This window comes from Halococcus thailandensis JCM 13552, assembly GCF_000336715.1.
In the GTDB taxonomy this organism is placed as follows: Archaea; Halobacteriota; Halobacteria; order Halobacteriales; family Halococcaceae; genus Halococcus; species Halococcus thailandensis.
The window spans coordinates 25,958-49,368 of record NZ_AOMF01000015.1 but is presented as its reverse complement, the minus strand read 5'-3'; the positions used below and the strand labels follow the sequence as shown (position 1 = coordinate 49,368).

The 23,411-nt window shown below is 56.2% G+C and carries 28 protein-coding genes; 15 read left to right on the top strand and 13 right to left on the bottom strand.

Annotation, left to right across the window (positions count from 1 at the left end):
* Window positions 1-526: 526 nt before the first annotated feature.
* Window positions 527-1,267, bottom strand: coding sequence for a S26 family signal peptidase (locus C451_RS00420; RefSeq protein ID WP_007736450.1), 741 nt, complete (start codon window positions 1,265-1,267; stop codon window positions 527-529).
* Between the two features lie 155 nt (window positions 1,268-1,422).
* Between C451_RS00420 and C451_RS22360 the strand changes: the two genes are divergently transcribed.
* From C451_RS22360 to C451_RS22805, 6 genes are all read left to right on the top strand, one after another.
* On the top strand, window positions 1,423-1,629 hold the full coding sequence (locus tag C451_RS22360) for a hypothetical protein (protein WP_049912580.1): 207 nt from the start codon (window positions 1,423-1,425) through the stop codon (window positions 1,627-1,629).
* 493 nt (window positions 1,630-2,122) lie between these two features.
* On the top strand, window positions 2,123-2,671 hold the full coding sequence (locus C451_RS00410) for a hypothetical protein (protein WP_007736448.1): 549 nt from the start codon (window positions 2,123-2,125) through the stop codon (window positions 2,669-2,671).
* Between the two features lie 288 nt (window positions 2,672-2,959).
* Complete coding sequence (locus C451_RS20310) at window positions 2,960-3,721, top strand: recombinase family protein (protein WP_007736446.1); 762 nt, start codon at window positions 2,960-2,962, stop codon at window positions 3,719-3,721.
* Between the two features lie 304 nt (window positions 3,722-4,025).
* The gene (locus C451_RS00400) at window positions 4,026-5,918 is read left to right on the top strand and encodes a transposase (RefSeq protein WP_049912579.1); all 1,893 of its coding nucleotides are present in this window, start codon (window positions 4,026-4,028) and stop codon (window positions 5,916-5,918) included.
* Between the two features lie 1,047 nt (window positions 5,919-6,965).
* Window positions 6,966-7,262, top strand: coding sequence for a hypothetical protein (locus C451_RS00395; RefSeq protein WP_152420287.1), 297 nt, complete (start codon window positions 6,966-6,968; stop codon window positions 7,260-7,262).
* Between the two features lie 1,147 nt (window positions 7,263-8,409).
* The gene (locus C451_RS22805) at window positions 8,410-9,159 is read left to right on the top strand and encodes a hypothetical protein (protein WP_049912578.1); all 750 of its coding nucleotides are present in this window, start codon (window positions 8,410-8,412) and stop codon (window positions 9,157-9,159) included.
* A 207-nt stretch (window positions 9,160-9,366) separates the two neighbouring features.
* Here the strand turns inward: C451_RS22805 and C451_RS00380 are convergent, their stop codons facing one another.
* Both C451_RS00380 and C451_RS00375 read right to left on the bottom strand, forming a co-directional pair.
* Window positions 9,367-9,732, bottom strand: coding sequence for a hypothetical protein (locus tag C451_RS00380; RefSeq protein WP_007736434.1), 366 nt, complete (start codon window positions 9,730-9,732; stop codon window positions 9,367-9,369).
* A gap of 622 nt (window positions 9,733-10,354) precedes the next feature.
* A complete protein-coding gene (locus C451_RS00375) occupies window positions 10,355-11,743 on the bottom strand; it encodes an ApeA N-terminal domain 1-containing protein (RefSeq protein WP_007736433.1) in 1,389 nt (462 codons plus the stop codon).
* Between the two features lie 210 nt (window positions 11,744-11,953).
* Here C451_RS00375 and C451_RS00370 point away from each other — a divergent pair, with 210 nt between their 5' ends.
* The 3 genes from C451_RS00370 (at window position 11,954) to C451_RS00360 (ending at window position 15,659) form a co-directional block, all read left to right on the top strand.
* Entirely contained in the window at window positions 11,954-12,970 is a 1,017-nt protein-coding gene (locus tag C451_RS00370; RefSeq protein WP_007736432.1) for a hypothetical protein, read from the top strand.
* A gap of 1,229 nt (window positions 12,971-14,199) precedes the next feature.
* On the top strand, window positions 14,200-15,156 hold the full coding sequence (locus C451_RS20295) for a Kiwa anti-phage protein KwaB-like domain-containing protein (protein ID WP_080503409.1): 957 nt from the start codon (window positions 14,200-14,202) through the stop codon (window positions 15,154-15,156).
* A 251-nt stretch (window positions 15,157-15,407) separates the two neighbouring features.
* On the top strand, window positions 15,408-15,659 hold the full coding sequence (locus tag C451_RS00360; protein ID WP_007736429.1) for a DUF7692 domain-containing protein: 252 nt from the start codon (window positions 15,408-15,410) through the stop codon (window positions 15,657-15,659).
* A 15-nt stretch (window positions 15,660-15,674) separates the two neighbouring features.
* Here the strand turns inward: C451_RS00360 and C451_RS00355 are convergent, their stop codons facing one another.
* From C451_RS00355 to C451_RS00325, 7 genes are all read right to left on the bottom strand, one after another.
* Window positions 15,675-15,944 carry a hypothetical protein gene (locus C451_RS00355; RefSeq protein WP_049912576.1) on the bottom strand — a complete coding sequence of 90 codons (270 nt, stop codon included), beginning with the start codon at window positions 15,942-15,944 and terminating at the stop codon, window positions 15,675-15,677.
* Window positions 15,937-16,392 carry a hypothetical protein gene (locus tag C451_RS00350; RefSeq protein WP_007736427.1) on the bottom strand — a complete coding sequence of 152 codons (456 nt, stop codon included), beginning with the start codon at window positions 16,390-16,392 and terminating at the stop codon, window positions 15,937-15,939. Before C451_RS00350 ends, C451_RS00355 begins: the two co-directional genes overlap by 8 nt.
* 140 nt (window positions 16,393-16,532) lie before the next feature.
* On the bottom strand, window positions 16,533-17,537 hold the full coding sequence (locus tag C451_RS23180; protein ID WP_007736426.1) for a DUF4326 domain-containing protein: 1,005 nt from the start codon (window positions 17,535-17,537) through the stop codon (window positions 16,533-16,535).
* A gap of 274 nt (window positions 17,538-17,811) precedes the next feature.
* The gene (locus tag C451_RS22355) at window positions 17,812-17,982 is read right to left on the bottom strand and encodes a hypothetical protein (protein WP_161605803.1); all 171 of its coding nucleotides are present in this window, start codon (window positions 17,980-17,982) and stop codon (window positions 17,812-17,814) included.
* Entirely contained in the window at window positions 17,979-18,437 is a 459-nt protein-coding gene (locus C451_RS00335; protein ID WP_007736424.1) for a hypothetical protein, read from the bottom strand. Before C451_RS00335 ends, C451_RS22355 begins: the two co-directional genes overlap by 4 nt.
* Complete coding sequence (locus C451_RS00330; protein WP_152420285.1) at window positions 18,434-18,937, bottom strand: hypothetical protein; 504 nt, start codon at window positions 18,935-18,937, stop codon at window positions 18,434-18,436. The genes C451_RS00335 and C451_RS00330 overlap by 4 nt, the downstream gene beginning before the upstream one ends.
* Window positions 18,938-19,077: 140 nt before the next feature.
* A complete protein-coding gene (locus tag C451_RS00325; protein WP_152420284.1) occupies window positions 19,078-19,362 on the bottom strand; it encodes a hypothetical protein in 285 nt (94 codons plus the stop codon).
* A gap of 119 nt (window positions 19,363-19,481) precedes the next feature.
* Between C451_RS00325 and C451_RS00320 the strand changes: the two genes are divergently transcribed.
* Complete coding sequence (locus C451_RS00320) at window positions 19,482-19,814, top strand: winged helix-turn-helix domain-containing protein (protein WP_007736415.1); 333 nt, start codon at window positions 19,482-19,484, stop codon at window positions 19,812-19,814.
* A 254-nt stretch (window positions 19,815-20,068) separates the two neighbouring features.
* On the opposite strand, the gene C451_RS22350 is transcribed toward C451_RS00320, so the two are convergent.
* The 3 genes from C451_RS22350 to C451_RS00310 form a co-directional block, all read right to left on the bottom strand.
* A complete protein-coding gene (locus tag C451_RS22350) occupies window positions 20,069-20,239 on the bottom strand; it encodes a hypothetical protein (RefSeq protein WP_161605802.1) in 171 nt (56 codons plus the stop codon).
* Between the two features lie 230 nt (window positions 20,240-20,469).
* Entirely contained in the window at window positions 20,470-20,829 is a 360-nt protein-coding gene (locus C451_RS00315; RefSeq protein WP_007736414.1) for a hypothetical protein, read from the bottom strand.
* A 171-nt stretch (window positions 20,830-21,000) separates the two neighbouring features.
* The gene (locus C451_RS00310) at window positions 21,001-21,438 is read right to left on the bottom strand and encodes a hypothetical protein (RefSeq protein WP_007736413.1); all 438 of its coding nucleotides are present in this window, start codon (window positions 21,436-21,438) and stop codon (window positions 21,001-21,003) included.
* Between the two features lie 162 nt (window positions 21,439-21,600).
* Between C451_RS00310 and C451_RS00305 the strand changes: the two genes are divergently transcribed.
* The 5 genes from C451_RS00305 (at window position 21,601) to C451_RS00290 (ending at window position 23,353) form a co-directional block, all read left to right on the top strand.
* Window positions 21,601-21,867 carry a DUF7389 domain-containing protein gene (locus C451_RS00305; RefSeq protein ID WP_007736412.1) on the top strand — a complete coding sequence of 89 codons (267 nt, stop codon included), beginning with the start codon at window positions 21,601-21,603 and terminating at the stop codon, window positions 21,865-21,867.
* 2 nt (window positions 21,868-21,869) lie between these two features.
* Window positions 21,870-22,040 (top strand): hypothetical protein, encoded by a 171-nt coding sequence (locus C451_RS22345; protein WP_161605801.1) that lies wholly within the window; start codon window positions 21,870-21,872, stop codon window positions 22,038-22,040.
* A gap of 26 nt (window positions 22,041-22,066) precedes the next feature.
* Entirely contained in the window at window positions 22,067-22,426 is a 360-nt protein-coding gene (locus C451_RS00300) for a hypothetical protein (protein WP_007736411.1), read from the top strand.
* Between the two features lie 295 nt (window positions 22,427-22,721).
* Window positions 22,722-22,913: a hypothetical protein gene (locus C451_RS00295; RefSeq protein WP_007736410.1), complete on the top strand. Its 192-nt coding sequence runs from the start codon at window positions 22,722-22,724 to the stop codon at window positions 22,911-22,913.
* Entirely contained in the window at window positions 22,910-23,353 is a 444-nt protein-coding gene (locus C451_RS00290; protein ID WP_007736409.1) for a hypothetical protein, read from the top strand. Before C451_RS00295 ends, C451_RS00290 begins: the two co-directional genes overlap by 4 nt.
* The last annotated feature ends 58 nt before the right edge of the window (window positions 23,354-23,411 follow it).

Here is a 23,411-nt window from a genome sequence, read left to right as displayed (position 1 = left end):
CCACCCTCAACAACCTGAATTTTGCAGATATTCATGCATGACGAATAGACCTAGAACAATCAGATCAATAGTATGTTACAGCGGCGCTGGGCAGTTCGGTTTTCCTAATTAACACTAGCTTTGTTGAAATATTTTTCACTATTAGCGAAACTCCCGACGATATAACCGGCCGAGAGTTATCACAGCGATCCCAGCACACAGGAGTCCAACAAGAACCCCAACCAATGAACCGAGAGTAACACCAGCACCAATCAGAGCGACAAGGAAGATTAACATATCCAACTGCGAGCGCATCTCAAACTCAAACGCCGAGAAATCACCGGTAGGCTCCGAATCGGACATGAGTACACAGGAATTTAGCCCATACCTCAGATAGAAGTTGGGTTGGAAGATTGCACTCGTGCCGAGGGGGAGGGAGATTCACGCCGATCACGGCGAGCATCACCCTGTAAACAGAAAAGTTGCTGTTTGCAAGATCGGGCTGTATAGTTTGTTGCATAGTTGAACATATTGATAGTAGAATGTACTATCCGCTTACCATGCCGAATAGCAACCGAATACGTCCGAGCCATGGGATACGGAACTCAGCAGTGCCAGTGATCCATGACGGCTTAACCGGTTCGCTGATGGGGTCTGCTCCCACTTGGTCGTAGCTGGGGTTGCTGTCACCCTTAGTGATGAACCCAGCGTGTTCCGCTGGACAGTTTGCCAGTTCCTCACAGTTGTCGGCTCCGCTGAGATACTCTTGGTTGGCTTCCTCGTACCAGTTATCACCGCTGCTTACCCAAAACCGAGCACGGTGGATGATCGGTGTCAGTTGTGCGTTGCCGTTCCGTTCGTAGACGATGACATCGCCGAATTTGTTGAACTTCTCGTACCCCGTAGTTGCGCCTTTTTGGTAGGGGGCGACACCTGTTCCGTTGTGGGCTGCTCCGCTGGCAAAACGGTGTTCTTCCATGACAAAAACGAGATCTCCTGTTTGCATATTCGGAGTCATACTTGGACTCTCAATGGCGACCATCGGTGGCCAGAGTCCACTGACTGCGAATAGGAGAAGACCAATGGCTGCCACGATGGCTAGACTTGAAATCACTTCTCGGACAAACGCTACCCACTCCTTGTCGGTTCTCATGAACCACTTCAGGCTGGTTATCGGCCCGCGTATGCTGTCTGTACGTTCGCTTGTCTCATCTGTATCTTTAGTATCAGGACTGGTTCCGTGATCCTCCCACTGCCACGACCCGTCTTCATCATCGCTAGAATCCATTATTTGATAGAGATTGTGGCACTCTTATGAATATTTCATTATCTGCTGCCCATATAGGAAGCAATCGTCTATGATCCCATCATATCTAGGCATGATCCCTACCGTGGTGTCTCACGGCCCGTGAGGGTGATACCTATGGAGCAAACACTTATTTGGTGACTATACAACAGTTGGTGAACAAAGACATGGATTACAAGGACTTCGTGGTCATCGGCATAGCGCTTCTCGGCGGGCTCGCCGGCAGTAGCCTTGGACCGCTTGGATTCATTGCAGGTGTACTCGCTGGGGCTGGTATCGGTGCTATGTGGGCAAGCTATTCCGACCGGTTTGAGTATATGTTCTTTGAAGAAAATAGAGATTGAGAGCATCCCTTTCGTTGCAAGAGGCGATACTTCAGCCTGATCAAAACGGGAACACCTCATATTCGGTGTGAAATCTGTGTCGAGGTTGGTAGATAATCCCAATACCCCCTCCCTGTCACCTGTAGAATGTCTATTGACAGAAGTGGTCAAGTCGTACAGTGATTATATACCGTGTCACTGTATAGTTAATCCTATGCAAGCAACAAGGGCGAAGCTCATCAATCCAAGTTGGAGTGGGGTAGGAGTACTGCTGTCTGGAGCAGTTTTCATGTTCTTACTGCAAGCAATATCGTATTCTGCCGGATTCGATTCTTCGAGCATCTATTTCGTTGCGTGGGTCGGATCATCTGTCTTGGCACTGGTTGTTGCGACTGCGATGAGCGTACAACTCCTGAGGCGTAGCTCCTGACTCTGGTTGGAATCACGCACACGTTTCCTCGGATTTCCGCACCCTCTCCCAACGATTATGCTGAGAGAGTCGGTACATCTATTCATGTCGGCGAAGCCTTCCGAATCTCAGAGACTCGCTAACGCAGTTTCACGGCTTCTCTATGGAGTGGCTGGCTGGATGATGATCGGGTTAGGGATACTCGGGATCATCGTGCAGATCGGGTATCTCACCAGCGATCTCTCACTGGCGGACCCGGTGTTGACACCTGCGGTCGTTCTTATTTCGGTGGTATTGGTTCTTCTCGGCGTATTCGTGAATCCCCGGTTACGTCATCGGTTGGACCGCCGCCACTCACTCACTCAATTTGGACGAATCCAGAGCGTTGACGAGCGCGTGCTTCATGCGGAGGAAGGTCAAACGAAACGATGTGTGAATTGTGGATCACGTCTGACCGAGGGATTGGCCCGGCGCTATCGAGAGGAAATCTGCTTTGCTGGGATTCCAATATTCACCAGTTCGGAGAACTATAATCACTACTGCGTTGAGTGTGCCGCGACTGAGCTTGGAGTCTCCGATACGATGGACGGGGTTCAGGCCAGAACCGAGAACGGGTCAGAGAAAGACCCTCAGTTAACAACTGAGCGACGGTAATTCAGCAAATAGGAGTCCCCATTCCGACACGTTTCGAAAGCAGGTGTGTCTCACGACGATCGCGCCCGAACGTGACGGCGGCCACTGATCCTCACGGCCCCTTCGGGGCCGGAGAGCTGACTCTATGAGAATTCTCACGGATGGCGGGATAAGTATGAAAGCCAATCATCTGCGTGACTGACATAGAGAGGGAATTGAGTCTCAAAAACAGTAGTTTTCCGTATCGATACGAAAACCCCCGCTCTTTATATACTGAATCGCGGTACGATTAGGGTGTCCGAACACCCCATGCACATAGCCGCCTACGTCCGCGTCTCGACCGACGACCAGAACGAGGATCGCCAGATGCGCGCGATCCGCCAGAAGTACACCGAGGAGGAGAATTCGAACGAGATCGAGTGGTTCTGCGACCTCGGCGAGAGCGGGGCCTCAACGTCACGGCAGGAGTATCAGCGCCTCCGCGAACACGTCGCCGAGTACGACGTGGTGGTCGCGCACGAACTCGATCGGCTCGGCCGGTCGTTCGCCGACCTCGCCGGGTTCGTTGAGGATCTCCGCGAGAAAGGCGTCGACATCGATCTCGTGAATCAGCCAATCGGCACGGTCGGCGAGGATGATTGGATGGCCGAGATGATGCTCAACATGATGATGGTCTTCGCCGACGCCGAGCGCAAGATGATCCGCTCGCGCGTCCAGGAGGGCATCGACGCCGCCATCGCCGACGGCAAGCGTGTCGGCCGGCCACCCTTCGGCTACACCGTCGAGGACGGCTTCCTCCAACAGATTCCCTCGGAGTATGTCCGCGCCCAGACCTTCATTCGTGAGGTCCGCAAGGGCCGCGAGAAACACGCCACCGCCGCCTTTTTCGAGATTCCCGATTCAGCGGGCCAGAGCATCCTCGCGCGGGCCGAGGCGAACTACGACGTCCCGTTCGACAACGATCAGTGGCGGCTCGAACGTGCGAAGGTCAACGCTGGCGAGAAGGACCTCCCACCGCTCGATGCCCAGAGCGGACACCCACCCGCACCGACGAAAGGCCCAGAGCAGTAACTGCTCGCCGGAACGCAAGCGTTCGGAGCCATCGGTGCGCTTGGGCGAACCAACTCGGTCATGATCCGGTGACAAGCAGGTCGTCGTCCCCGACAGAAACCGATGGTACAACACTCACCGCACTACGGTAGCCGCGTGTAAGCAGCGAGCCCTCCGCTCAGTGTTCGTCCCTCGGACGACTTGTGGGAATGATCAGATACACGATATGGAGACGGAGCCAACGCTAGAGTCGGACTCACCCGACACAGATGCACGTATCGACGCGAAATCACCCGCTACAACCCCGCTGAATGACACTGCGGAAATGGTTGCAGCGGCTCTCGTCGCCGACGCCACCGGCTACAACGGCCGGGCGCGGTTTTTCGAGGGCGAAGCCGACGGGAGTGGCGATGATCTCGACGGATTTGTCGAGGATGTCACGACTATCGCGCAGTCACAGTGTGAGCGGTGGGAAAGCTACCGCGACATCGAGACGCTGATCTGCCATCTTCCGATCGATCATCTCACGTTCGCCGCACACGACTCGTTAGCGCCGTATTCGGGGCGGTATCCGATGGCGATCCACGTTCGAGCGACCCTCCTCATGGAGATCAACGGCTGGGACGAAACCGCCCTCCACGACTACCTTCGAGCGCATCCCTCACTCCGACAGGCTCTCGGCTTCGAGTCGCTCCCGAATCAATCGACCTTCTGGCGCGCATGGAACGAACGGTTCAGCGCACACCTACGTGACGCTGTACAGGAGGGTGCCGATGCGATCGTGAGGGCCGCACGCACCTGCGAGGTGTCGCTTCCCGATCGGATCGAGACGCATGAACCGACTGAATCCGACTCCGACAACCATCCTGAGCACCAGCTCATCGCCGAGAAGACCGACGAAGTCTGGCAACAGGCCAAGCCGTTCGTGACCGACGCCTTCGCGCTTGATCGCGGGCCAAACTGGCAAATTCACGAGAACGCCTTCTGGGAACAACACGCCTACATGGGGATGCGCGAGGACATGTACGCCCGGAGTGGCCCGGCGTCGTTCTCGCTCGACACCACGCGGGAGCGCATTCCAACGGGATCGACCCACCGTTACCAGATCGGCAAGCTCTCAGTCGAAGAGATCCGGGAGATGCTCCGGAACACCACGCGGATGCTCATCGCTCGCGCCCGCCAGAACGGTGAACTCAACGGGACAGTCATGGCGGCCATCGATGTGACCAAGGGCTTCCCGTTCACCGGCGACGTGGACGACCACGAGAATGATATTCTCGGGTACAAGGACGGCAACGACTACTATCAGTGGGCGGTGCTCAAAATCGTCGGGATGGATGTCCCGCTCGTCCTCGACGCTATCCCGCGCGTGCGTGGACAGTCGAAAGATGAGATCGTTGAGAAGCTGCTGTCACAGGCGACCGAGATGGTTGACATCGACCTCGTAATGATGGACCGCGAGTTCGATAGCAAACCCGTCAAGAAGACCTGTGAGGAGTACGGCGTCCACTACCTGAATCCCACCCGTATTTTCGAGCGCAGCGACGAGGCCGACACCATCGCGTGGATGTATCGGAACGGCAAGCGCTTCCACGTCATCGAGGAGGAGACACCCGAGGCCACGGCCACACGCAAGCAAATCTACCTCCCGCAACGGTCGAATTCGGATGACGATGACGACGACAGCCTCTCAGAAGTGTGGAAAGAGATGTGCGGCGAGTGGGAATTCGACGATGTAGGAGGTGAACCAAGCGAGCGGATGTCGTTCTCGCGGCTGCTCGCGGACATCCAGCGTGAAGAGGAAGTCGAAGAACGCAAGCAGAAGGCGCAGGACGGAGACGTGGATACCTCCGAAACCGTTGTCTTCGAGACGAACCATCCATACGTGACAGCGCGTGACGCTGGCGATCAGCAGATGGACGGGAAAGCGTTCATCCATATGATCGAGCGGCTGATCCGGTGGTATCGCCGTCGTTGGGGTATTGAGAATGGCTTCAAGAAGCAGAAGCACTTCATGGTGCGGACCACCTCGACCGAGCGCGACTATCGATTCTTCAACTTCGTGTTCGCGTGCGTACTGTATAACGTTTGGCGGCTGGTCGATTTGCTGGTGAAGCTCACCATCGACGGGGAGAACACGTCATACGCGCCGCGCGTCGATGCGAACCAGTTTCTGACCGTTGCCAAGCAGTTCTACGGTCTCGATCCGCCTGATTGACGTCCGATCACTTCCGTGACTGTCGGTCCGTGAGCGGCGGCACTGTTCAGCGGGTGTTTATTTCACGACTTGATTTCCCGATTCCGGGATGGTGATCCGAGATTGGTCAGCGGTTGTTTATCACAGTGAGAAAATGGCCGGAACGAACACTCGATCCGTGCATTGATCAGCTACCTAGCCGACATCAGACTAGCAGAAGTCGACTATCTGGATCGGTTGTGCACAAAATTCTGCGAAATTTAGGCTGTCGGAGTTGGTTTCGTAATCCGGCGTGCATGAGAAACCACCTACCTGAGTTCCGATAGATCCGTTTGCTGCTCAGCTGAGAACATACCAGAGAATGAACTTATTAGCAAACCGGTGGTTTGTAGAAATCCATCCTCCGAATCTCTGGATCAGGGAATCTATGAAAGCAGTATAGTGCTATACAATTCATCTTTTTCATAACTCATCGGTTACTGGGCTGTTGATCAGAGTGAAAAACTAACGACTATGATGAAATAGAATGGGAACAACACCTCTTCCCTAGAGGGTAGCGTGTCATAGGGATCGTTACATACCCCAGTAGGTTCCCAAGAAACGGTATCTGAGAAGCAGCCAGTATCGTCGCAATTCAGAGCCAGCGGTAGCGGGCCTCTTGATCGATACCGAAAACTATGCTAACCGTTCTATGACACTTTATGAGTTTAGAATAGTTTTATAAGTCAATAGTTCATCAATATGTGATGAATCCAACAATGGCTACTGATACAACCGGAAACCTATTCGATGATCGTGAACCAATCAGAAAATGTCCGTATTGCGGCGAAGAGAAGAAGTCCCGTGGTCTGTGGGGACACGTTATGAATTCCGACGAAAAGGAGCACGGTCCCCCGAAGGGAAGTCCCTGACGGGTTCGCAGTCGAAGATGCAGAAATTGTCGGCTACACCGAGGTAGACAAGAAAGAACCAATCTCCGGTTCCGAATCTGGTAAGGAGCTTATCCTGTGTAAGATTTGCGGTAACACCTCACGAGGTATGCATGGTTTTCATATTCATGTCAAGAAGATGGCTGGCAAGGAAGGCCACCCTGAAGACGCCACAGAGATTGGCGAGAGCGATTACAAGGCTATCCCTACGGACGAACATTGGCAGCCCACAGGATCGTCTGACGACGTTAGCGAGGAGGATATGGACATGGTTCAATGGGAAAATGACAACCACGATAACGAGTCAGACAAGACTGCCGAGGGTATGTTTGTTCCTGTTGACGAGATGAGGGAGCTTAGAGACTTACTAATCAGAAGCCGGGAGAAACAGCCTGTTGTTGATGAAATTGAGAGAATTATGCAACGGTATTCATAATATTTGATAGAGTAGATAAGAAACACCAACTAGAAGGAAAAATGATAAAATAAAAATTCGGCTAACATAGTTAGGGCAACCATGACGATTCCAAATTACTGGTCGGAGGAATGGCTACGTGACGAGTATGTTAACAAAGGGCGCACCAAACATGATATAGCGACTACCGAGGATGTGGGTCCAGCAACTATCCAGAAGTATCTCACACGTTTCGGGATCAAGAAGAGAGGAGATGATAGGAAGTACAAGGATGAAGAGTGGTTACGGTCCCAACGAGAAGCCGGGGAGTCAGTACGGTCAATGGCACGGGAAGCTGGGTGCAATCACTCAACAATTGTGAAGTACCTCAATGAGTTTGGGATTGATTGATGCTCGCGGGCTTCCCCCGTCGATTCTAAAATGCTATGTCAGCGTGTCATAGAAAGATTTGCATGGTATTCGGCCACCGTCCAAGAAGTCTGCTACCGCTGGCTCTGAATAGTGACAATATTGTCCACGTATTAGGTCACTGGTTCTCGGCCTGCTATTGACCAATGTGACGAATTCGATGACACGCTCCTAGGGACTAAACGCGGTGTTTCTCGTCGACGGGATGGGGTATCTGACCGCTCCATCCGTGTTCGGTTAACACTCCCAGTAATATTTCTCCGTCTGCGGCATCGTTCGTCTCGCATGATTTCGTCGGAGCTGCGTCCCCACAAGTCCCGGCTCATTCGCCTCTACGGGCTTAACCGAACACGAATGCTGACCACTCTTACAAAGACTGATCTCAGCGGGCATATTGACTACACTAACCGCAACAACGTCGAGAAGCTGCTTCAGACGTTCACAATGCGGATCGAGCGAGTTCACGAAAATCTAGAACGGTAGTCAGCCAGCGTTCTGCGCTTGGCTGCCTGCCTACGCCTATTACTACAGTCACCTCCGAAGTCACCAAGCTCTTGACAATCAACCGCCGATCGAAGCTGCCAGGCTAAGTTAACAGTGGCGGCCAGAAACAGTCCTCTCAGCCGTGGAATTGCTGAGAGAAAGAACACCATAGATTCAAGTTGCATCGCTTCGGCGTTAGCAGTAGCTCGCGAAAATAACCCACAGCGGGCCGGGGATGGTAGGAACATCCCCGAAGCCGAGGAACCTGATAGCCTCTATGAGTACAGAGAGAGCCCCCGGTATTGAATCTACCGGACCGACGACCGACGAACTGGCCGACCAACTATCGCGGGTACTAGAGCGTCTTGACGCCGTTGAGGCCGAAAACGAGCGACTTCACGCCGAACTCGACGCCACTCGTAAGCAACAGCGAGAGGACCTTCATGTTCTCGTGAGAGAGAATCACGAGCTTCGTCGTTCCCAGAAGCAGCTCGAAGCGCGCGTCAAGGAAATCGAAGACGAACGCGACCAGCTGCAGAGCGAACTCGAACGCGCCGAAGCTAGCCGCGGACACATTATCGAGGACATCGTTGACGTCGAAGAGCAACTGGACGACGTCGAGGCCGGGTCTGGCAGTGTGATGGGTGGGGATGATACCGCCGAAACCACCCCACAGGATACGGAAATGACCCCCATCGAGCGCGTTTCGGAAATGGACGCCGAGGATACTGGCATCGACGTGACGCCCTCCATCGAGCGCGCGGTCTCGATCTTCGACCACTGGCAAGAGTGGTCCAACAAGACACCGAAGGGTCGTGTCCTGAAAGACGGACTCAAGAGCCTCCTGAGGACGGCAACCGGCGAGAAGCTCGCGTGGCGGCAGGTCTACCGCGCCGCTGAAGCGCTCGAAGAACTCTCAAAGGGCCAAATCGAACTCATCCACCACAACCGCCACGGAAAGATGCTCATCGAATCCGCTGCGGCTCGGAGCGGCGACTGTCAGCCGTCGTCAGCGGCCGCGAGATGAACCCCGTCAGAGAACCGCCTGCTAAACGATAGCTCGAAAACAGGAATAATCGTTTCGGCCATAACCGTGGTGCAAGCATGGGTTGATTACTGACGGGTAAACTGCCTCATTCAGCCTCACAGCTAGATCAGAGAACAAAGAGAGAAGTTCACCTTCTGACGACAGATGTCAGCGGGGTCGGTCTAATCTCGTCCTTGACGGCACTCCTCACACACTAGGGTTGGGTGCTATCTCCTGAGTTACATACTGGAGCTGCTCAAAGGTTGATTCCGTTCGGGGTTTGTATTCCGGATCGATATGCTTCGCAGACGAGGAAACCGTCGAATTAGGGTGGGATTTCATTTCTTCATATAGATCTTCTTGGTCCATTGTCCGAATGAAATCCCCATACTCGCGCATACGAGATAGGTTGTGAGGATTTCCCGTCTCTTCGAACGTACCCATCTCAAAAAGAAGCTCCTCAAGTCCCTCCATTACCTTCTCCATCGGGACAAAAAGCCGACTATCCTCGATCCGGTGTGCATCCAAGAGTTCGTCCGGGTATTCTTGCTCCGAACTATCGGATCCAGTCATGGTTTTTCTCAACGCCGGAGGCCGTTATCTCCTTCCACTGAATGCTCCAACTACGACATCACACGGCTGAGGTGCTCATACATGGCCTGGACGATCTCGCACCGTTCGTCGTCGAGGTCGTGCGCACCGAGAGCAGCCTCAACATCTGTCGGAGTACGCTCGTTGACGTTCGCCCGACGAAGTGATGCCTGCCGGCTCCCACTACTCCGCTGGCCGGCCACTCACCGGTTTTGAGTTCTACCCGATCCGCGGCAAGTCGAACCCTTTGCCACAGTCTCGGCACTCATATTCGAGTTCCTCCGCCGGCGTGAGTTCAGCGTGCAACGACCCACAATTCGGACACGGAGTTTCGGCCGCCGCGGCAGGGTCTGAGGACATGGTTGTTCGCCTCTACACTCTCTTCGAACTTGAAACAAGTAACTTTACTGGTTAAAATGGTGGACACATCACAGTATCTGTCCTTTTCATAGGGAGCACCGTTCTCACACCGCGCTTAGGGTTTAGCTGGAGTTTTCGCATTTTCCAGTGTTACGGAATGGCTACCTGTTGAAATCGGCGTGGAAGACTTAGAGAATATATTCAGCAATTCTAAGTTCCTAACTACGGCAACACCCAATTCTGCTCACTCGTCAGATTTCACTTCTTTATCAACACTGAGGAAGTCTGCCCCTTGATAGTTAGAATAAAGAACCTGTGCTTTATGCTTGTCCTCAACGCCAGCGATATCGAGTAAAATACACTCGATAATGATTTGGAGTTTATATCTGGTCTTGACTAGTTCCTCAGTTGAATAATCTTCCCCAAGACCGTGTGCAAGGTCATGTCGAATTGTGGTGGCTGTGGACAAAGTTTCATCAACATCAACTAGGAGAGTCAAGACAGATCTTTCTTCTTCGACGACCATCTCAAGCTTGTCTTTGAAAGATGGCAAATTTCCGATACTCTGCAGTAGATTCTGAATTCGCTCTTTCACTTCCAATCCATTGGGAATCTCACTGACGAGGGACTTCCGAAGATCTCGATACGCATCTTTCTCCATGATTTTGAAATCTGGATATCGGTGACTGAAGTAAGACTCTATTGCAACCGCCAGTGATAGGAATTGATGCTCTAAGAATAGATGCGAATTATAGATCGTGCCGAAATAAAAATTGAATAAGTATTCTGCTTGCCCTTCATCCTGAAACCAGTGCTGTAAGCTGTTCTCAAGATTGACGTCATCTGGCCTGAATAACATTGATGCACGGCTCACAGACCGGTCCGCTGGTGCATGACTCGGGATATTTGAAAACACCTTGATCCACGTATCTTCACCTACCATACCAGAGACATCTGTTGGTTGAACTGGTGTTGCCGTTGCGAGGGCCAAGTATCGCTGTAACGGATTTATATACCGATTACTCAATTCAGGGAATGGGAGCGGTTCATCAGGTATGATATTAACTCTAACCGAGTCCTCCAACTCCGTTGCTGTCACCGACGAAGAGACTGTAGTACCAACGAAGAAGGTTAGCTCAGCATCACGGAGTTTGATTTCGACCGTTTTCGGCTCCTTGACTCCGTATCGGGATCGTATCCCGTCTTCATCGGAAACTTCATGTTCAATTCTTGACTCGCCAAACCATTCAGCGAGCCCGTTGAAGCCGAATGAGACCTGATTGAACTCTGGTTCTTCTTCGAAATGACCGCCCGTATATACTCGTGTGAATTTATATACTGAATTTGGGTGGCCGGCTTCGTTGCCTATTGAAGGACGACTTATATTGACTGGGACTGCATCAGTGATAGTGACCAACTTTGACTCAATAGTTTCCCCGAGTAGAAATCCTTCAACGTGATCTTCGAGGTCCATCTCCATGAAGTGTGCTTCCTCGTCGTCCTCTTCAGATTCAACCAGAGTCCCAAATAGATCTACTTCACCCTCTTCGGGATGGTATTCGACTATTCCGGGAACTTTCTCATCGGGGGAATTTGGAGACCACCACTTTCCCTTAAATGTTTGAGCGTCCATACATCAGTGTTGAATTCATACCATATATCGATTGGGACATCCTGATCCGAAAATATGAACAATCCTCCCGTGAATTGAGCAGTTACTTTGCCTTGTGCTATACAACCCAAGCGGCGTGTAAGGGTTGAAACATCCCTTAGAGACTAATTTCACTCGAAATCCAATGTGTCGCCCACGGCTCTTTAGACAGCGGCTCTCTGAGTCCGGAGTATGGCAATTCCGTTCGGCGCGACGTGGGGCACGCTGATCGAGCGCTGTGAGAACCTGCCCGACGAGGCGACACTCATCACGCCGTTGGCTTCGAAACGATTTCGGATCACCGACGTTCAGGATCAGCGCGTCATCATCGAGGACGTCGATTTGGGTGACTCACAGCCGCTGCAACGCGAGCAGTTTGAAGCGCTCGCCGAGCACACACGCGAGGCGGTTGATGGCTACGAACTCGACCGCTTGCCGCCGAAGGCCGAACCATACGCGGCAGTGCTTGCACTTCACCCGCGCTACGTGCTCGACGAACGCGAGAACACGCTGACTGAATTAGACGAGGCCGACGAGAGCGCCGTGCTGGATGAGACACCACACTTGTCGATGACTGCGAGTGCCGAAGACGAGCAAGACAGCGAGCGCGAGGTGCCCGAGATCGACGTGTATTCGGACATGCTGCTGTTGATCGACGCGCTCGAACGCGAGGACATGAGCGCTCTCGAAAGTGTCGAGACGCCCGTGCTGGTCAATCTGTACACCTTGCTGTCGGATGTTCAGCGCAATGCCAACGATCTGCGACAGGACGTGACCGATGTTCTCTTAGAGCGGGTCGGGCACGACCGGCCGTTGCATGGTCAGTACGGCTCGGTCCAGCGAACGACCCGGCGAAACCGTTCGCTCAAGGACGACGAGGAAGTTCTCAATGCGTTCGCCGAGACTGGTATCGATCGCGAGCAACTGCTCGGTGTTGACCGAAGCAAGGTCGAGGAAGCGCTGGATGTCGCCCCAGTATCTGAGGAGGACGTGTACGACGTGAACAAGAGCGAGTACGTGCGCAAAGCCGAGGTAGACGAAGAGCGCAAGGAGACGCGCTTACAGGGGTTGAAAGACCGGTTGGCGGTCAGCGACGATCCCGAGGCAGATGTTCTGCGTCAGGAAGTCGAGCGGCTGGAACAGGAAATCGAGGAGCTGACTGAATTTTCACCGGGTAGTTCGTTCGAAACGCAGGTAGAAAGCAGTTGAGGGGCGATTACGGATGGTATTGTATTCTGATGATGACTTTTCCTACGGGCGTTGGCGGTCCGCCTTGTGTAACATTCGATGACCTATGCGTCTTCGCCTGTTACACAAGGTTATCATGGTAGAAGAGCATCTGCCGACATCGCTGCCATCGCTGTCAACGCGTCTCGCTGAAGGACTGTCAAAGCAGGATAGCGAGATACTCTCGAAGCGTACGAATACATTGAGGCGCTGATTGAGAGTGGCGAGAAGGAGCTGAATAAAGTGACAGAAACGTTAGACCGGTTTAACTTCTTCCTGCCTCCGAAAGCCCGCACAGCGGAGTGATCTGGGCAACGTTTGGATGGTAGAGGAGTGTGGCTGCTTCTATGGGACAAAAATCGACCGACGGATGTAAATTCTCTGGTTCACCCGCTGATCAACATTCATTTCTTACGCAGATCACTCCGCTGTGCGGGCGAGCAGGACCGAGGAGGTGGGCGGGCGCGGAGAGTGGGTACGCGGTCGGGTTCTGGCCGGCCCGAAGGGTCGGAATTCTTCTGCGGTATTGGTTCCGGTGCTCAACTCAATCGCGCGGGAGAGACGCGCGTGCCGGGTTTTAGAGACACATCTATTACTAGGTTACCGATAACCTTACGCTTTAGGCAGGCAGAGTACTAGTGTAATCCTTGAGCCATGGCTGAGTTTCGCACTTGGGTAAAGTGGACGCTCTTTTTGAGTGCGTATGCTCCTCTGTGGATATCGATATCTATTGACACATACGATGTCAAAACCGCAGTTAGTGGATACATGGTACCTATAGTATCTATATTGTTTGTGATGGTAGCTGTTGTTTCCTCTTTGGTGCTCTATCTTGCTATGGGTGTTCGAGAATCTAAGGAACCAGTGTATCGAGTAGTCCAGAGCTACCAAAGAAGAGACGAATTGATGTCCTCGTATTTAGTGGCGTACATAATACCATTCATAGGCTTGAACTATAACTCAATTCACAGTTGGGCTATTCTCTTCATATTCCTTTCTGTTTTAGCCTCTATACAAATTAGATCGGATCAACTGTATATAAATCCGTTATTATCTGTGCTGGGATACAAGATTTATGAGATGGATTGTGAGGAGTTGGGGTCATCTCTCGTTGTAGTCGATAAGGGTATTCAAGTACAACAGGGGTCACTGAAAATGACCGAGATTGGTCGTGGTGTATATATCTCTACAGATGGAAGTTGATCCTACCCATGGAAGTTAGCGATTTGAGTGATGCCCGAGACCGCATGAATAACGCTGATCCCGCACGTAGTCTATTAGTCGGACGTGACCACTCCGAAGATGGTTTGAGTTTTGGGGAAATTCCATTACATCAAGAGATTTGTGACGAACTTGAGAGCCTCGTTTTAGATGCTTTATCCAATAGCATCGATAGTATTCAAGAAGGAACGAGAGCATTGGAGCACTATGATATCGCAAACCTAAATCGAGGCGATCCGCCTGTACAGTTCATGCCGCTGGATGAATTCCCCTATTCTGAATCTGTTTCTACACTGATTGATCGAAGTTCATTCCAAGAGACAACGTACGACGAACCCCGCCCTGATATTCAAGCGATTAGATTGGAAGACGGAAATGGAAATCTTCTGATCGGGTTTAGAGAATACACGAATCGCCAGGTGGTTTCGCCGAGTAACAAGCTACGCGTTTTCCTCGCTGGTCAAGAATATAGTCGATTTGAACGGGAGGTAGTGACTTTACCATCGAAAATCGACGCCATGTACCTTGACGGACATATTATCGTCTTCAATCAGAAACAATTCGAGGATGGTTTCAACTACGTTGATCATTTCTTCGATCAGTCTGAAGACATACTTGATGAAATCGAGGCCGGACCACTTAATGTAACGAATATGGATGATTTCCGTGGATGGATCTCAAATGACCGACGGAAAGCACGGAAGATCTGCCAGCTGTCCGAGTTTGGGATTATTGATGAGTTAGACATGAGCACTGCAACCGACATAATCGACGTACACTCGTTGGGACTGGATATTACTAATGGTACTGGTGGATCTGAAATATCAGTTCCCAATGGGAACAAGGCATGGGACATGATTAAACTACTGAACAATGACCATTTGGTGTCTCCTGTGAACTCTGAAGAATTCCAAGCAACAGGAGGGAAACGCCGGCCTCCCGAGTGATTTCTATGTCATCACGAAGTAGGGATTTGGGCCTAATCGCCCCGTACACCACGGGGTTTCACGTCGACAGAACGCCGATCGCGAATAGTAACACGAGATTCGTATTCTCGTGTGCATATCCACCGCCGAAGCCCCTCAGTTCGTGTCCACTCGCCGAGAGTCGTCAGCCACCCGTACGACAAGCGCATGACACCGGAACGGTCTCTCGGTCGAACAGCACGGCTTTGAGAGGGTCGTGTGTACGAGCGGCCATGCGAATCCGAACAGACGGCAAGTTCACGTACCGGGAGGAACTCGTCGACGACGTCGCCGACCTGCTCGACGAGAACACGCGCGTCGGCGCGGTCGAAGCCTCGTGCGAGTTCACGCAGGCGATGTTGCCAGCGCTCGCGAAGGCCGTCGAACACGAGGACATGACCGAGGAGCTGGCTGAGATACTGAGCACGCGCGCCGTCGACGTCGAGTACGAAATCTCGACCGGCGTCAATGTTCGCGATGCCTGACCCACCCCCTCGCTGTCACTCGCTATCGCCGTAAATCGTCTCCTCGCGCTCGCCGCTCTCGACTGCGTTGACGAACGTGGCACGGCAGTCCGACGAACAGAACAAGTAGCGAGCGACGTGCTCGTCGTCGCTCTCGGGCGTGTACCGGCGCACCTGGATCGTCTCGTGCGCCTCGACGTCCTCGTCGGTCAGGTAGGTGATTACGCTCTCGCTGCATCCCGGCCCCTGACAGGGGAACTCGACCGGCTTCGCTTCCATGTGGGGCGTGCCGTGGCTCTCAATCATCCGACTCGTCCTCTTCACTGCCCGCATCGCGGTCGATCTCGACCGTCCGCTCTTCGGGCTCGGACATCTCGAAGGCGAGCAGGCGATCGCCAGCCCACACGTTCACCTCTGGGGGATCTTCCCAGTCGATGCTGTCGGGGTCAATCAGCTCCGCGAGCGCCTCGCGCGGGATGACCAGCCGAAGCGTCTCGCCGTAGCGTCCCTCCTCCCGAATGTTCCGCGCAAAGCGCTCGCTGCGTCCGTCGACGCTCTCCTCGCTGCCGAGCGCTGCGAGCATCCCGATCTCCGCGACCGAGTTCGGGTTGAATCGGAACGAACCGCCATCTTCGAGACCGGCGGCGGCGATTGCGTCGGGGATCGAGACGATCACGGTGCCACGTTCGGGGTTCTGCCGCCGAAGGGTTGCAGTCTGTACTTCTCGAACATCCGCACTCTCGTTTTCTGACATGGGGGTTGTGTTCGTTGCCATAGGGTAGATGCTCCGTTTTGGTGTTCTCCGGGGTTTCGAGGGCCCGGAACCCTGATACTCACAAGCCGAATCGAACGGCGGCGGGAGTTTCCCCGCCCGCCCACGGTGTGAGCAGCTGCCTACTCCGTGTACAGGCCCATCAGCGCCGCGTGGACGACGTCGAGGTGGCACGGGTCGCCGTCGCCATCGGGCCAGTCTTCGCGCTCTGAGCGACACCAGCACGCCACGCGCTTGCCCCGAAGCTTGCCGAGATGGTAGGCGAAGAACTCGCCGTCACGAACCTTTTCGAGCAGATCGCGGCGGAACGCTTTGAGGACGCGCCAGCGCTCGACCTCGGTGTCTTCTTCCATCGGGTGCGGGTTGCCGATCCAGCCCGGAGCAGGGAACGCCGTGTTGCCCATGTGGCGCTTCTCTCCAGGACGAACGTTCGGCGACGCACGGCCGCCGTTGACGTCCCAGTCCTCGTCGCGACGTACGTGGCAGATCTCGATGCCCGGCCCGCGCTCGTCGTAGCAGTCCGGGCAGAGATCCAGCCGGCGCTCCTCATCGATCGGGCACTGCACGATCTGCTCGCCCGGCTGCTCGCCACAGTCGTCGCACGGCGGGGCGTGTTCCGGCGGCTCATCCTGGTATGCTGCGTCGGGATCCGGCTCGTCGACGCCTCCGGGGCGGCCGTGGCCCGGCCTGTCGATGGCGTCCGGGTCAGCTGTACCTCCGTCGGCGAACGTATCGAAGCCCTGCTGATCGCCCTCGCGGTCCTCGGTCGTCCGGTCGGCGACGGCGACCGCATCACCGTGCTTGCATCGCCCGAGGCGCTCGAAGCCGGTCTCGGGATCGTCGCGTATCGCATCTGCGTGTGAGAGCAGTTGGTGGAATTTGTACCCCGCGCACGTACACGAGTAGACCTGTGCCGCGCCGTCCGTTCCGGGCACCGTGTGAAGCGAGACGATGTAGCCGCGGGTGTCATCGTCGCCGGGCTTCGAGGACTGGACCAGTGTCCGCTTCTCGATCTTCGGGGAAATCCCCAGCTCCGAAAGCAGGTCGCCGAACGCACTGTCCTCTATCTCGATGCCCCCGATCTCGTCGTCGACGAGCCGGGCGACGGTGAGATTCCGGTCGCTCATTCGCTCCCTCCCCCGCCCCCTCGCTTAACGACCCACACTGTCGAATTGTTCCGCTCCGTGTGCCGTCCAATGGCGATTCCCGACTCAAGGGGCGATTCATCCGCCAACTTCGGCAGATAGGACCCAGCCATTTTCGACGTCAGTTCTGAGTCGCTGTCCGCAATATCTCCCGCTTGGAAGTATCGACAGCTGTTGCCGTACTCGTCGGTATCCAGTAGCTGGATGACTGCGTTCTCCACGCGCTGCCTGCGCGATTGCGGGCTCTCGAATGGCATCATCGCCCCTCCCGCTGCTCGCGATCGTCGGCGCGGAGCTCGTCGAGACACTCGCCGCACATCTGGCCGCGTCCAGGAACGACGTTCCCGCAGATTTTGTAGCGAGCGCACGCGCCCTCCGGGGCGGCGTCGACGTCGAACGTGGTGAGGTCTGACTGGCTTTCACTCATCTGGCGGCCTCCGGTTCCGGCTCGTCGATGTGCTTGAGTAGCGTGTGGAGTTCGGCTTTCTCGCGGTTGAGTTGCTCCTCTTCGTAACCGATTCCGCGGATCACATCTACCTCGCGCATGACAAGCCGAATCTGCTCGGCGATATGGTTGAGCTTCGCCTCAGCGGCGTCGGACATGAGGTCGTTGTCCGCTGCCCCGGAAAGCATCTCCCGCGCATCGTTGACATCCGATCGGAGCCTCTTCGCCTGTTGCTTTTGCTCGCTGAGTTCATCGCGACGGGCTAATATCTCGTCAAGACGCGCTTTCGGATCCGCGGGCGGGTCGTCCGGGACCGCGTACTTCGGCACGTTGTCGCAGTTCGGGGACGAAACGAGACCCGAACGGCCGGCGACCGTCTTGGTGATCTGGCCGGTCCCGTCGCACCGATCGCAGTCCTCGTGCTTGATGCCAGTCATAGCTCATCCATTCCGGAGGCCTCGCCTCCACCGAAGTCGGCAGGCTCGCACCGAACCGGCACCTCGTCGCCGTGAGCGTTGGTGTTCGTGTTCTGGCCACCGTCTGGGCATGCATCGGCGCTTTCCTCGTCGCTCTCGTTGCCGATCGGCTCCAGACGTTTCTCCGGGTAGGCGTAGCGCTTAATGCGTGCCCGGTCCAGCTCGCCGTCGGCGTACAGTTCGAGCACGTCAGCGGCTTCCCAGTCGACGCCCATCGCGTCCTCAATGCCCTCGACGAACGCAACGTCCGCCACTGCGTCGCTCGCGGGATACTCGGGGTTCGCTTCGGCGATGGTCTGGCCGATAGCCGCGACGTAACATTTCTCGGCGGTCGAAGCGTGAGCGCCGAGGACGAGCACCTGACTGTCGTCGTCGCTCTCGCGATCGAGCGCTCGCTTGCCCGCCTCGAAATGCCGGAGGCCGGTTGTTTCGTCGTCGTTTTGCATAGTGTCGTTTGCCATAGGGTAGGTCCGGGGCATCTCCCCGTATGCATACTGTATAGGCATAAACTCATAAAAGCACCGATCAGCTGCCGGTCCCAGCCGAATATTTCGACCGGTACGGACGCGCTCCGTTGCACGAAATCGAGAAGGCGGTGAAATCAGTCGTACCCGAACGGAACGTTGCCGTCGTTCGCTTTCAGGTACTCAACCGCCTTGGGGACGCCCTCAAGCCGAATGTTCTGCCGCCCGCCACCGCCGTAACCCTCAATCGGTGAATCGGGATCGGCGAGCATCTCGTCGATGAGCGTCTTACCCCGGCCCTGCTCATGGGAGGGGAGATACTTGTTGACTGCTGTGTCAATAGTGGTCTTGTTCCCGCCCGTGATGGGGCCGTCTCGAATCATTTTCTCCACGATGCGATTTCTGATTTGTTGGTCATCCATTCTTAGATGCTTCACCCACTCTACCCTATGCGCGACCATTGTATAAATGCGTTGCATCAGAACAACACACCCGTCTGAATGACACAACGTTTAATTAGCTGCATGACCTGAGTAAGGACATGGAAGCACAGATGGACGAATCAGACATGGCGTTTGCCGACGGACACCCCTTCATGGAGGTGTTCGGCACCCCCGGGCGGACGAAGATATTGGCCGCATTCGTCTCCGAGCGTGGTCGGGACATCACGATCAGCTACGTTGCGCAACTCGCCGGAGTCGCCCGCAGCACCGTCTACAAGCACCTCGAAGACTTAGAGCAGCTGGGAGTCGTAGAAAAGACGCGGGAGATGGGCCAAAGCACCTACTACACCCTCAACGACGACAACGACCTCGCCCACGAACTATATCGGCTCGAAGGCATCACGCTCAAAGCGCGCGAAGAACACAACTAACCTCTCCTCTGCGCGGGCTGTACCTCAGTTGGATCACGGCAAACGTCGGAAAAGAGCCGTATTAGCGAACTTCCGACGGATCGAATGCTCGACTCCACGGGACGCACGCGGCACGATCGGCACGGTGGCCGGGGCCGCATGGCGACCACGACGTGACGCGCTCGCCGATCCACCACGCGGGCCGAAGCACAAGCGCCAGGACACCGCCGTCCAGCTCCGGTGCCGGGTCGTACACGGCGAGCGCATACTCGCCGTCAGCCTTGACGAGCGCGCGGTACGAACTTTCCCGAAGCCACCAGCCCCCACGGCGCTGGGAACCCCTCCTGTACGCGGTAGCGGGCCGCCTTGACCTCGATCGGCGTGTGGGCCTCGACCGAGCCGAACGCGCTCACGCGGGCATCTGTGGCGTCTGAGAGCGCCTGCATCGTCAGGGCGTCGTACCAGCCGGGCGCGGCGACATCACCGGCGACGTGCTCCAGCTGCCAGCGGTCGCACGCGGCGATCTCGACGGTGCGCCCCCAATCGGCGTTATCGTTCTCGGGAGGATAGGGAAGCGCCTACGCCCGGTTTCTCTTCCCGCAGTTCGGGCACCGCACGGTGCCGTTCCGATCCACCTTCAGCGAGCGGCCGCAGTTCCCGCACCGAATCCGGGGCATCAGCTGCTCACCTCGATGTCGCGCACATCTTCGAGCGCGAACGCACCGATACGCGCGTCGTAGCCGAGCGTGGCTTTGGCGACCGCTTCGCCGGATTCGAGCGCGTCGTCACCGCCGGGCGAACCACAGGATTCACAGCTGACCCAGCGAAGCGCCCACGTGTCCGACTGCCGGGCGCGAGTCGCGTAGACCACGACCGTATCAGCGTCGGTGTCGGGCGCGTCAGCGCGGCGCTGGCCGTCGCTGAGGCGTCGGTTACAGGTGTCACACGCGGCGCTGCCATCGGGACCGCCGACCGGCGTTCCGGCGAGCGTCCGCGCGTCTATTCCGCTCTCGTCTGCTGTCGTTTCGGGTGCCATAGGGTAGATCGGGAGTCTTCTTCTCCCGTATGCATACCATATAGGCATAGAACTATAAAACCATTGATTTCGACAGATGGCGGGGCTTTGCGGCGGGAAAGCTACCCGCTCGCGGCGAAGGTGAGCGGGCGAATCTGCCGAGCGAAAGCGCGCGAAAAAGCGGCCGGCCGTTTAGTCCTCGAAGCCGTCCATCATCCCGTTCAGGCTTTCGAGTTCGTCGAGAATCCGCTTGCGCTCGCGTTCGAGCTGCTTGCGGACCTCTTCGAGCGTCGCGCCGTAGTCGCCGATCTGCTGGCCGGGCGCGGGGCAATCGGTTTCGGTAATCTGCATCGCCACGCGTCGCCGATGTTTGCAGTTCTCGGCGTGGTTGAACTGCGTATCCGGGCAGTCACACCCGCGCTCGTTGTCGAGCACGACGATGTAGTGGCTGCCGGACTGGCTGTGAACGTCGTACATGCCGATGCACTCGCCGTCTGCGTCGGTCTGAGGCACGACGACCATGCTTTCGCTGCGAGCACGAACGGCGCGGCGTTCGTCGCCATCGAGCGCGTCCATGTCGATTTCGTCCGATTCGTCGTTTCCGTCGAGGGTTGCGGTGTTCGGTGCCATAGGGTAGATCGGGAGTGTTTCTTCCTCCCTATGCATACCATATAGGCATAGGCACTTAACTCTGTCGCTCGCACGCGAGAAGCCAGTTTTCGGCGGAATCGGAATCTTTATAGTTCTATGCCTATACAGTATGCATACGGGGAGATGCCCCGGACCTACCCTATGGCAAGCGAGAATCCAACGGACGAACTGCGGACGGAACTGAGCGAAAACGATGACGGGTTCTGCACCCTTCAGGTGCGTACCAAGCGCGGCGACGGAACCCGCGACGAAGACCGTGTGACGGCCACGCTCGGCCGCGACAGCCTCGAAGCGGTCGAGGAACGCCGCGAGCGCATGATGGACCTCGTTCGGGCGACCGCCGAGGACGCCCGCGAGATCCAGCCCGAGGACGCTGAGGATCCCGAAGACGGCGCGGAGGACGCCTAACGGTGCACTGCGGCGACTGCGGCAGTCCTCTCCAGATCGTGGACGTCTCCGCCGGCGAGAAGCGGGCGTTCGAGCGCTACGAGTGCCCCGACTGCGGCGGCACGGGCACCTACACTAACGAGTTCGGTGTTCCGGGCGGCGAAGTGCGGACCTCGGGCATCGTCACGCGGTAAACGCGGGCGGTTTTCAGCGAGAGCGGATGATCCATATAACCGAACAAACCACCTTCGGGACCGACGAGAGTGCAGCCAGCGAGAGCGGCGAGCACAGCGCTGCCGATCGTCCCGACGCGCTCGATCTCGACGGCGACCACCCGCTCGCGAACTTTCGCGCAGCGCTCCTCGACGACTGGGAGAGCGTCGCCGAAGCCCGCGCGGTGGCCGGCGATGACGGCCCGCGTCTCCGCGTCGCGTTCGACCGCGATCGACCACCCCGCGGCTTGGTAGACTACCTGATCGGTGCATCCGCGGGCGTCGCGATCGTCGACATCCCCAGCTGCCGGCCGGGCCGATACGTGGCCGCGATCGAACCGAACGAGCGCCGGCGCGAACGTAACTAGCGATAGTTTCCGTAGTAGCTTCGCGCGCCCGCGCGACGGCACCGCGAAACTCTGCTCGGCGGCGTGGCTTCCGAACGCTTTTCCGAACGTCCGCGAGTAAATACGGGTGCAGGGCTTTGCCCTGCGAGAGGCTCCAGAATCTTTCCCATGCCATAGGGTAGATCGGGGCCTCTTTCACTACTACCCAAACGCCGAGAGGCATCCTTCTATCCCCCATTCGCAGGCTTTCCGACAGAGTTATATGTCTATGCCTATATAGTATGCATACGGGAGAAGAAGACTCCCGATCTACCCTATGGCACCGAAAACGACTGCGGACGGCGACGAAGCACAGACTGGCGAGCGCTGCGCCGAGTGCGGCAAGCGCACCGAAACCGACGACTTCGACCGGCGCGAGATCCACGAGCCCGGCTGCCCGAACACGCCCGGCACTACCGACCCGTACGCTCACGAGGACGACAAGGAGGTGGACACCACCCCCCTATGAGCAGCGATAGTTCACCGATTCTGGTTGCGGGCGACGACGGCGAAATCCTCGACGAGAGCGGGCGCGACGGCTTCGCGGGCGGCTGCGTGACCTGCTACCAGCGCGGGCAAGAGCAAGCGATCTGGACGGTTCACAAGTCGCCGGAGTGGGAAGCCGGGCCAGCTGGCCGCAAACACACCGTGCGCTGGACGCTTCAGGTCGCTGCCGACGGCGTGGTCTCGACGTCGCGGACCGTCCCCTACGACGGCCAGCGCAGTTTCTCGACTGAAGATCGACCCAACCGGACCGACAAGTCGTCTGAATACCGCCTGAGCGTCGAGGAGGTCCTCGACCGCCACGCGGCGCTCTGCAGCAAGCGCGGGATGGCGGTGTCGGTCGACACGCTCCGCGAGTGCGTGCAGGGCATCCTCGAGCTCTACGAAAGCGGCAATCGCGAGTAGCCCGAAGCGACACACCTACCGCAAATCTTTCTCTTCCCCATTGAGGTGAGACACCCCC

What these genes read in the sequence shown, in the direction of transcription:
- C451_RS00420 (WP_007736450.1), bottom strand. Translation starts at nt 1,267, where the DNA reads ATGGATTCTAGCGATGATGAAGACGGGTCGTGGCAGTGGGAGGATCAC.
- C451_RS00410 (WP_007736448.1), top strand. Translation starts at nt 2,123, where the DNA reads ATGTCGGCGAAGCCTTCCGAATCTCAGAGACTCGCTAACGCAGTTTCA.
- C451_RS20310 (WP_007736446.1), top strand. Translation starts at nt 2,960, where the DNA reads ATGCACATAGCCGCCTACGTCCGCGTCTCGACCGACGACCAGAACGAG.
- C451_RS00400 (WP_049912579.1), top strand. Translation starts at nt 4,026, where the DNA reads ATGGTTGCAGCGGCTCTCGTCGCCGACGCCACCGGCTACAACGGCCGG.
- C451_RS00395 (WP_152420287.1), top strand. Translation starts at nt 6,966, where the DNA reads ATGGCTGGCAAGGAAGGCCACCCTGAAGACGCCACAGAGATTGGCGAG.
- C451_RS22805 (WP_049912578.1), top strand. Translation starts at nt 8,410, where the DNA reads ATGAGTACAGAGAGAGCCCCCGGTATTGAATCTACCGGACCGACGACC.
- C451_RS00380 (WP_007736434.1), bottom strand. Translation starts at nt 9,732, where the DNA reads ATGACTGGATCCGATAGTTCGGAGCAAGAATACCCGGACGAACTCTTG.
- C451_RS00375 (WP_007736433.1), bottom strand. Translation starts at nt 11,743, where the DNA reads ATGGACGCTCAAACATTTAAGGGAAAGTGGTGGTCTCCAAATTCCCCC.
- C451_RS00370 (WP_007736432.1), top strand. Translation starts at nt 11,954, where the DNA reads ATGGCAATTCCGTTCGGCGCGACGTGGGGCACGCTGATCGAGCGCTGT.
- C451_RS20295 (WP_080503409.1), top strand. Translation starts at nt 14,200, where the DNA reads ATGGAAGTTAGCGATTTGAGTGATGCCCGAGACCGCATGAATAACGCT.
- C451_RS00360 (WP_007736429.1), top strand. Translation starts at nt 15,408, where the DNA reads ATGCGAATCCGAACAGACGGCAAGTTCACGTACCGGGAGGAACTCGTC.
- C451_RS00355 (WP_049912576.1), bottom strand. Translation starts at nt 15,944, where the DNA reads ATGATTGAGAGCCACGGCACGCCCCACATGGAAGCGAAGCCGGTCGAG.
- C451_RS00350 (WP_007736427.1), bottom strand. Translation starts at nt 16,392, where the DNA reads ATGTCAGAAAACGAGAGTGCGGATGTTCGAGAAGTACAGACTGCAACC.
- C451_RS23180 (WP_007736426.1), bottom strand. Translation starts at nt 17,537, where the DNA reads ATGAGCGACCGGAATCTCACCGTCGCCCGGCTCGTCGACGACGAGATC.
- C451_RS22355 (WP_161605803.1), bottom strand. Translation starts at nt 17,982, where the DNA reads ATGAGTGAAAGCCAGTCAGACCTCACCACGTTCGACGTCGACGCCGCC.
- C451_RS00335 (WP_007736424.1), bottom strand. Translation starts at nt 18,437, where the DNA reads ATGACTGGCATCAAGCACGAGGACTGCGATCGGTGCGACGGGACCGGC.
- C451_RS00330 (WP_152420285.1), bottom strand. Translation starts at nt 18,937, where the DNA reads ATGGCAAACGACACTATGCAAAACGACGACGAAACAACCGGCCTCCGG.
- C451_RS00325 (WP_152420284.1), bottom strand. Translation starts at nt 19,362, where the DNA reads ATGGATGACCAACAAATCAGAAATCGCATCGTGGAGAAAATGATTCGA.
- C451_RS00320 (WP_007736415.1), top strand. Translation starts at nt 19,482, where the DNA reads ATGGAAGCACAGATGGACGAATCAGACATGGCGTTTGCCGACGGACAC.
- C451_RS22350 (WP_161605802.1), bottom strand. Translation starts at nt 20,239, where the DNA reads ATGCAGGCGCTCTCAGACGCCACAGATGCCCGCGTGAGCGCGTTCGGC.
- C451_RS00315 (WP_007736414.1), bottom strand. Translation starts at nt 20,829, where the DNA reads ATGGCACCCGAAACGACAGCAGACGAGAGCGGAATAGACGCGCGGACG.
- C451_RS00310 (WP_007736413.1), bottom strand. Translation starts at nt 21,438, where the DNA reads ATGGCACCGAACACCGCAACCCTCGACGGAAACGACGAATCGGACGAA.
- C451_RS00305 (WP_007736412.1), top strand. Translation starts at nt 21,601, where the DNA reads ATGGCAAGCGAGAATCCAACGGACGAACTGCGGACGGAACTGAGCGAA.
- C451_RS00300 (WP_007736411.1), top strand. Translation starts at nt 22,067, where the DNA reads ATGATCCATATAACCGAACAAACCACCTTCGGGACCGACGAGAGTGCA.
- C451_RS00295 (WP_007736410.1), top strand. Translation starts at nt 22,722, where the DNA reads ATGGCACCGAAAACGACTGCGGACGGCGACGAAGCACAGACTGGCGAG.
- C451_RS00290 (WP_007736409.1), top strand. Translation starts at nt 22,910, where the DNA reads ATGAGCAGCGATAGTTCACCGATTCTGGTTGCGGGCGACGACGGCGAA.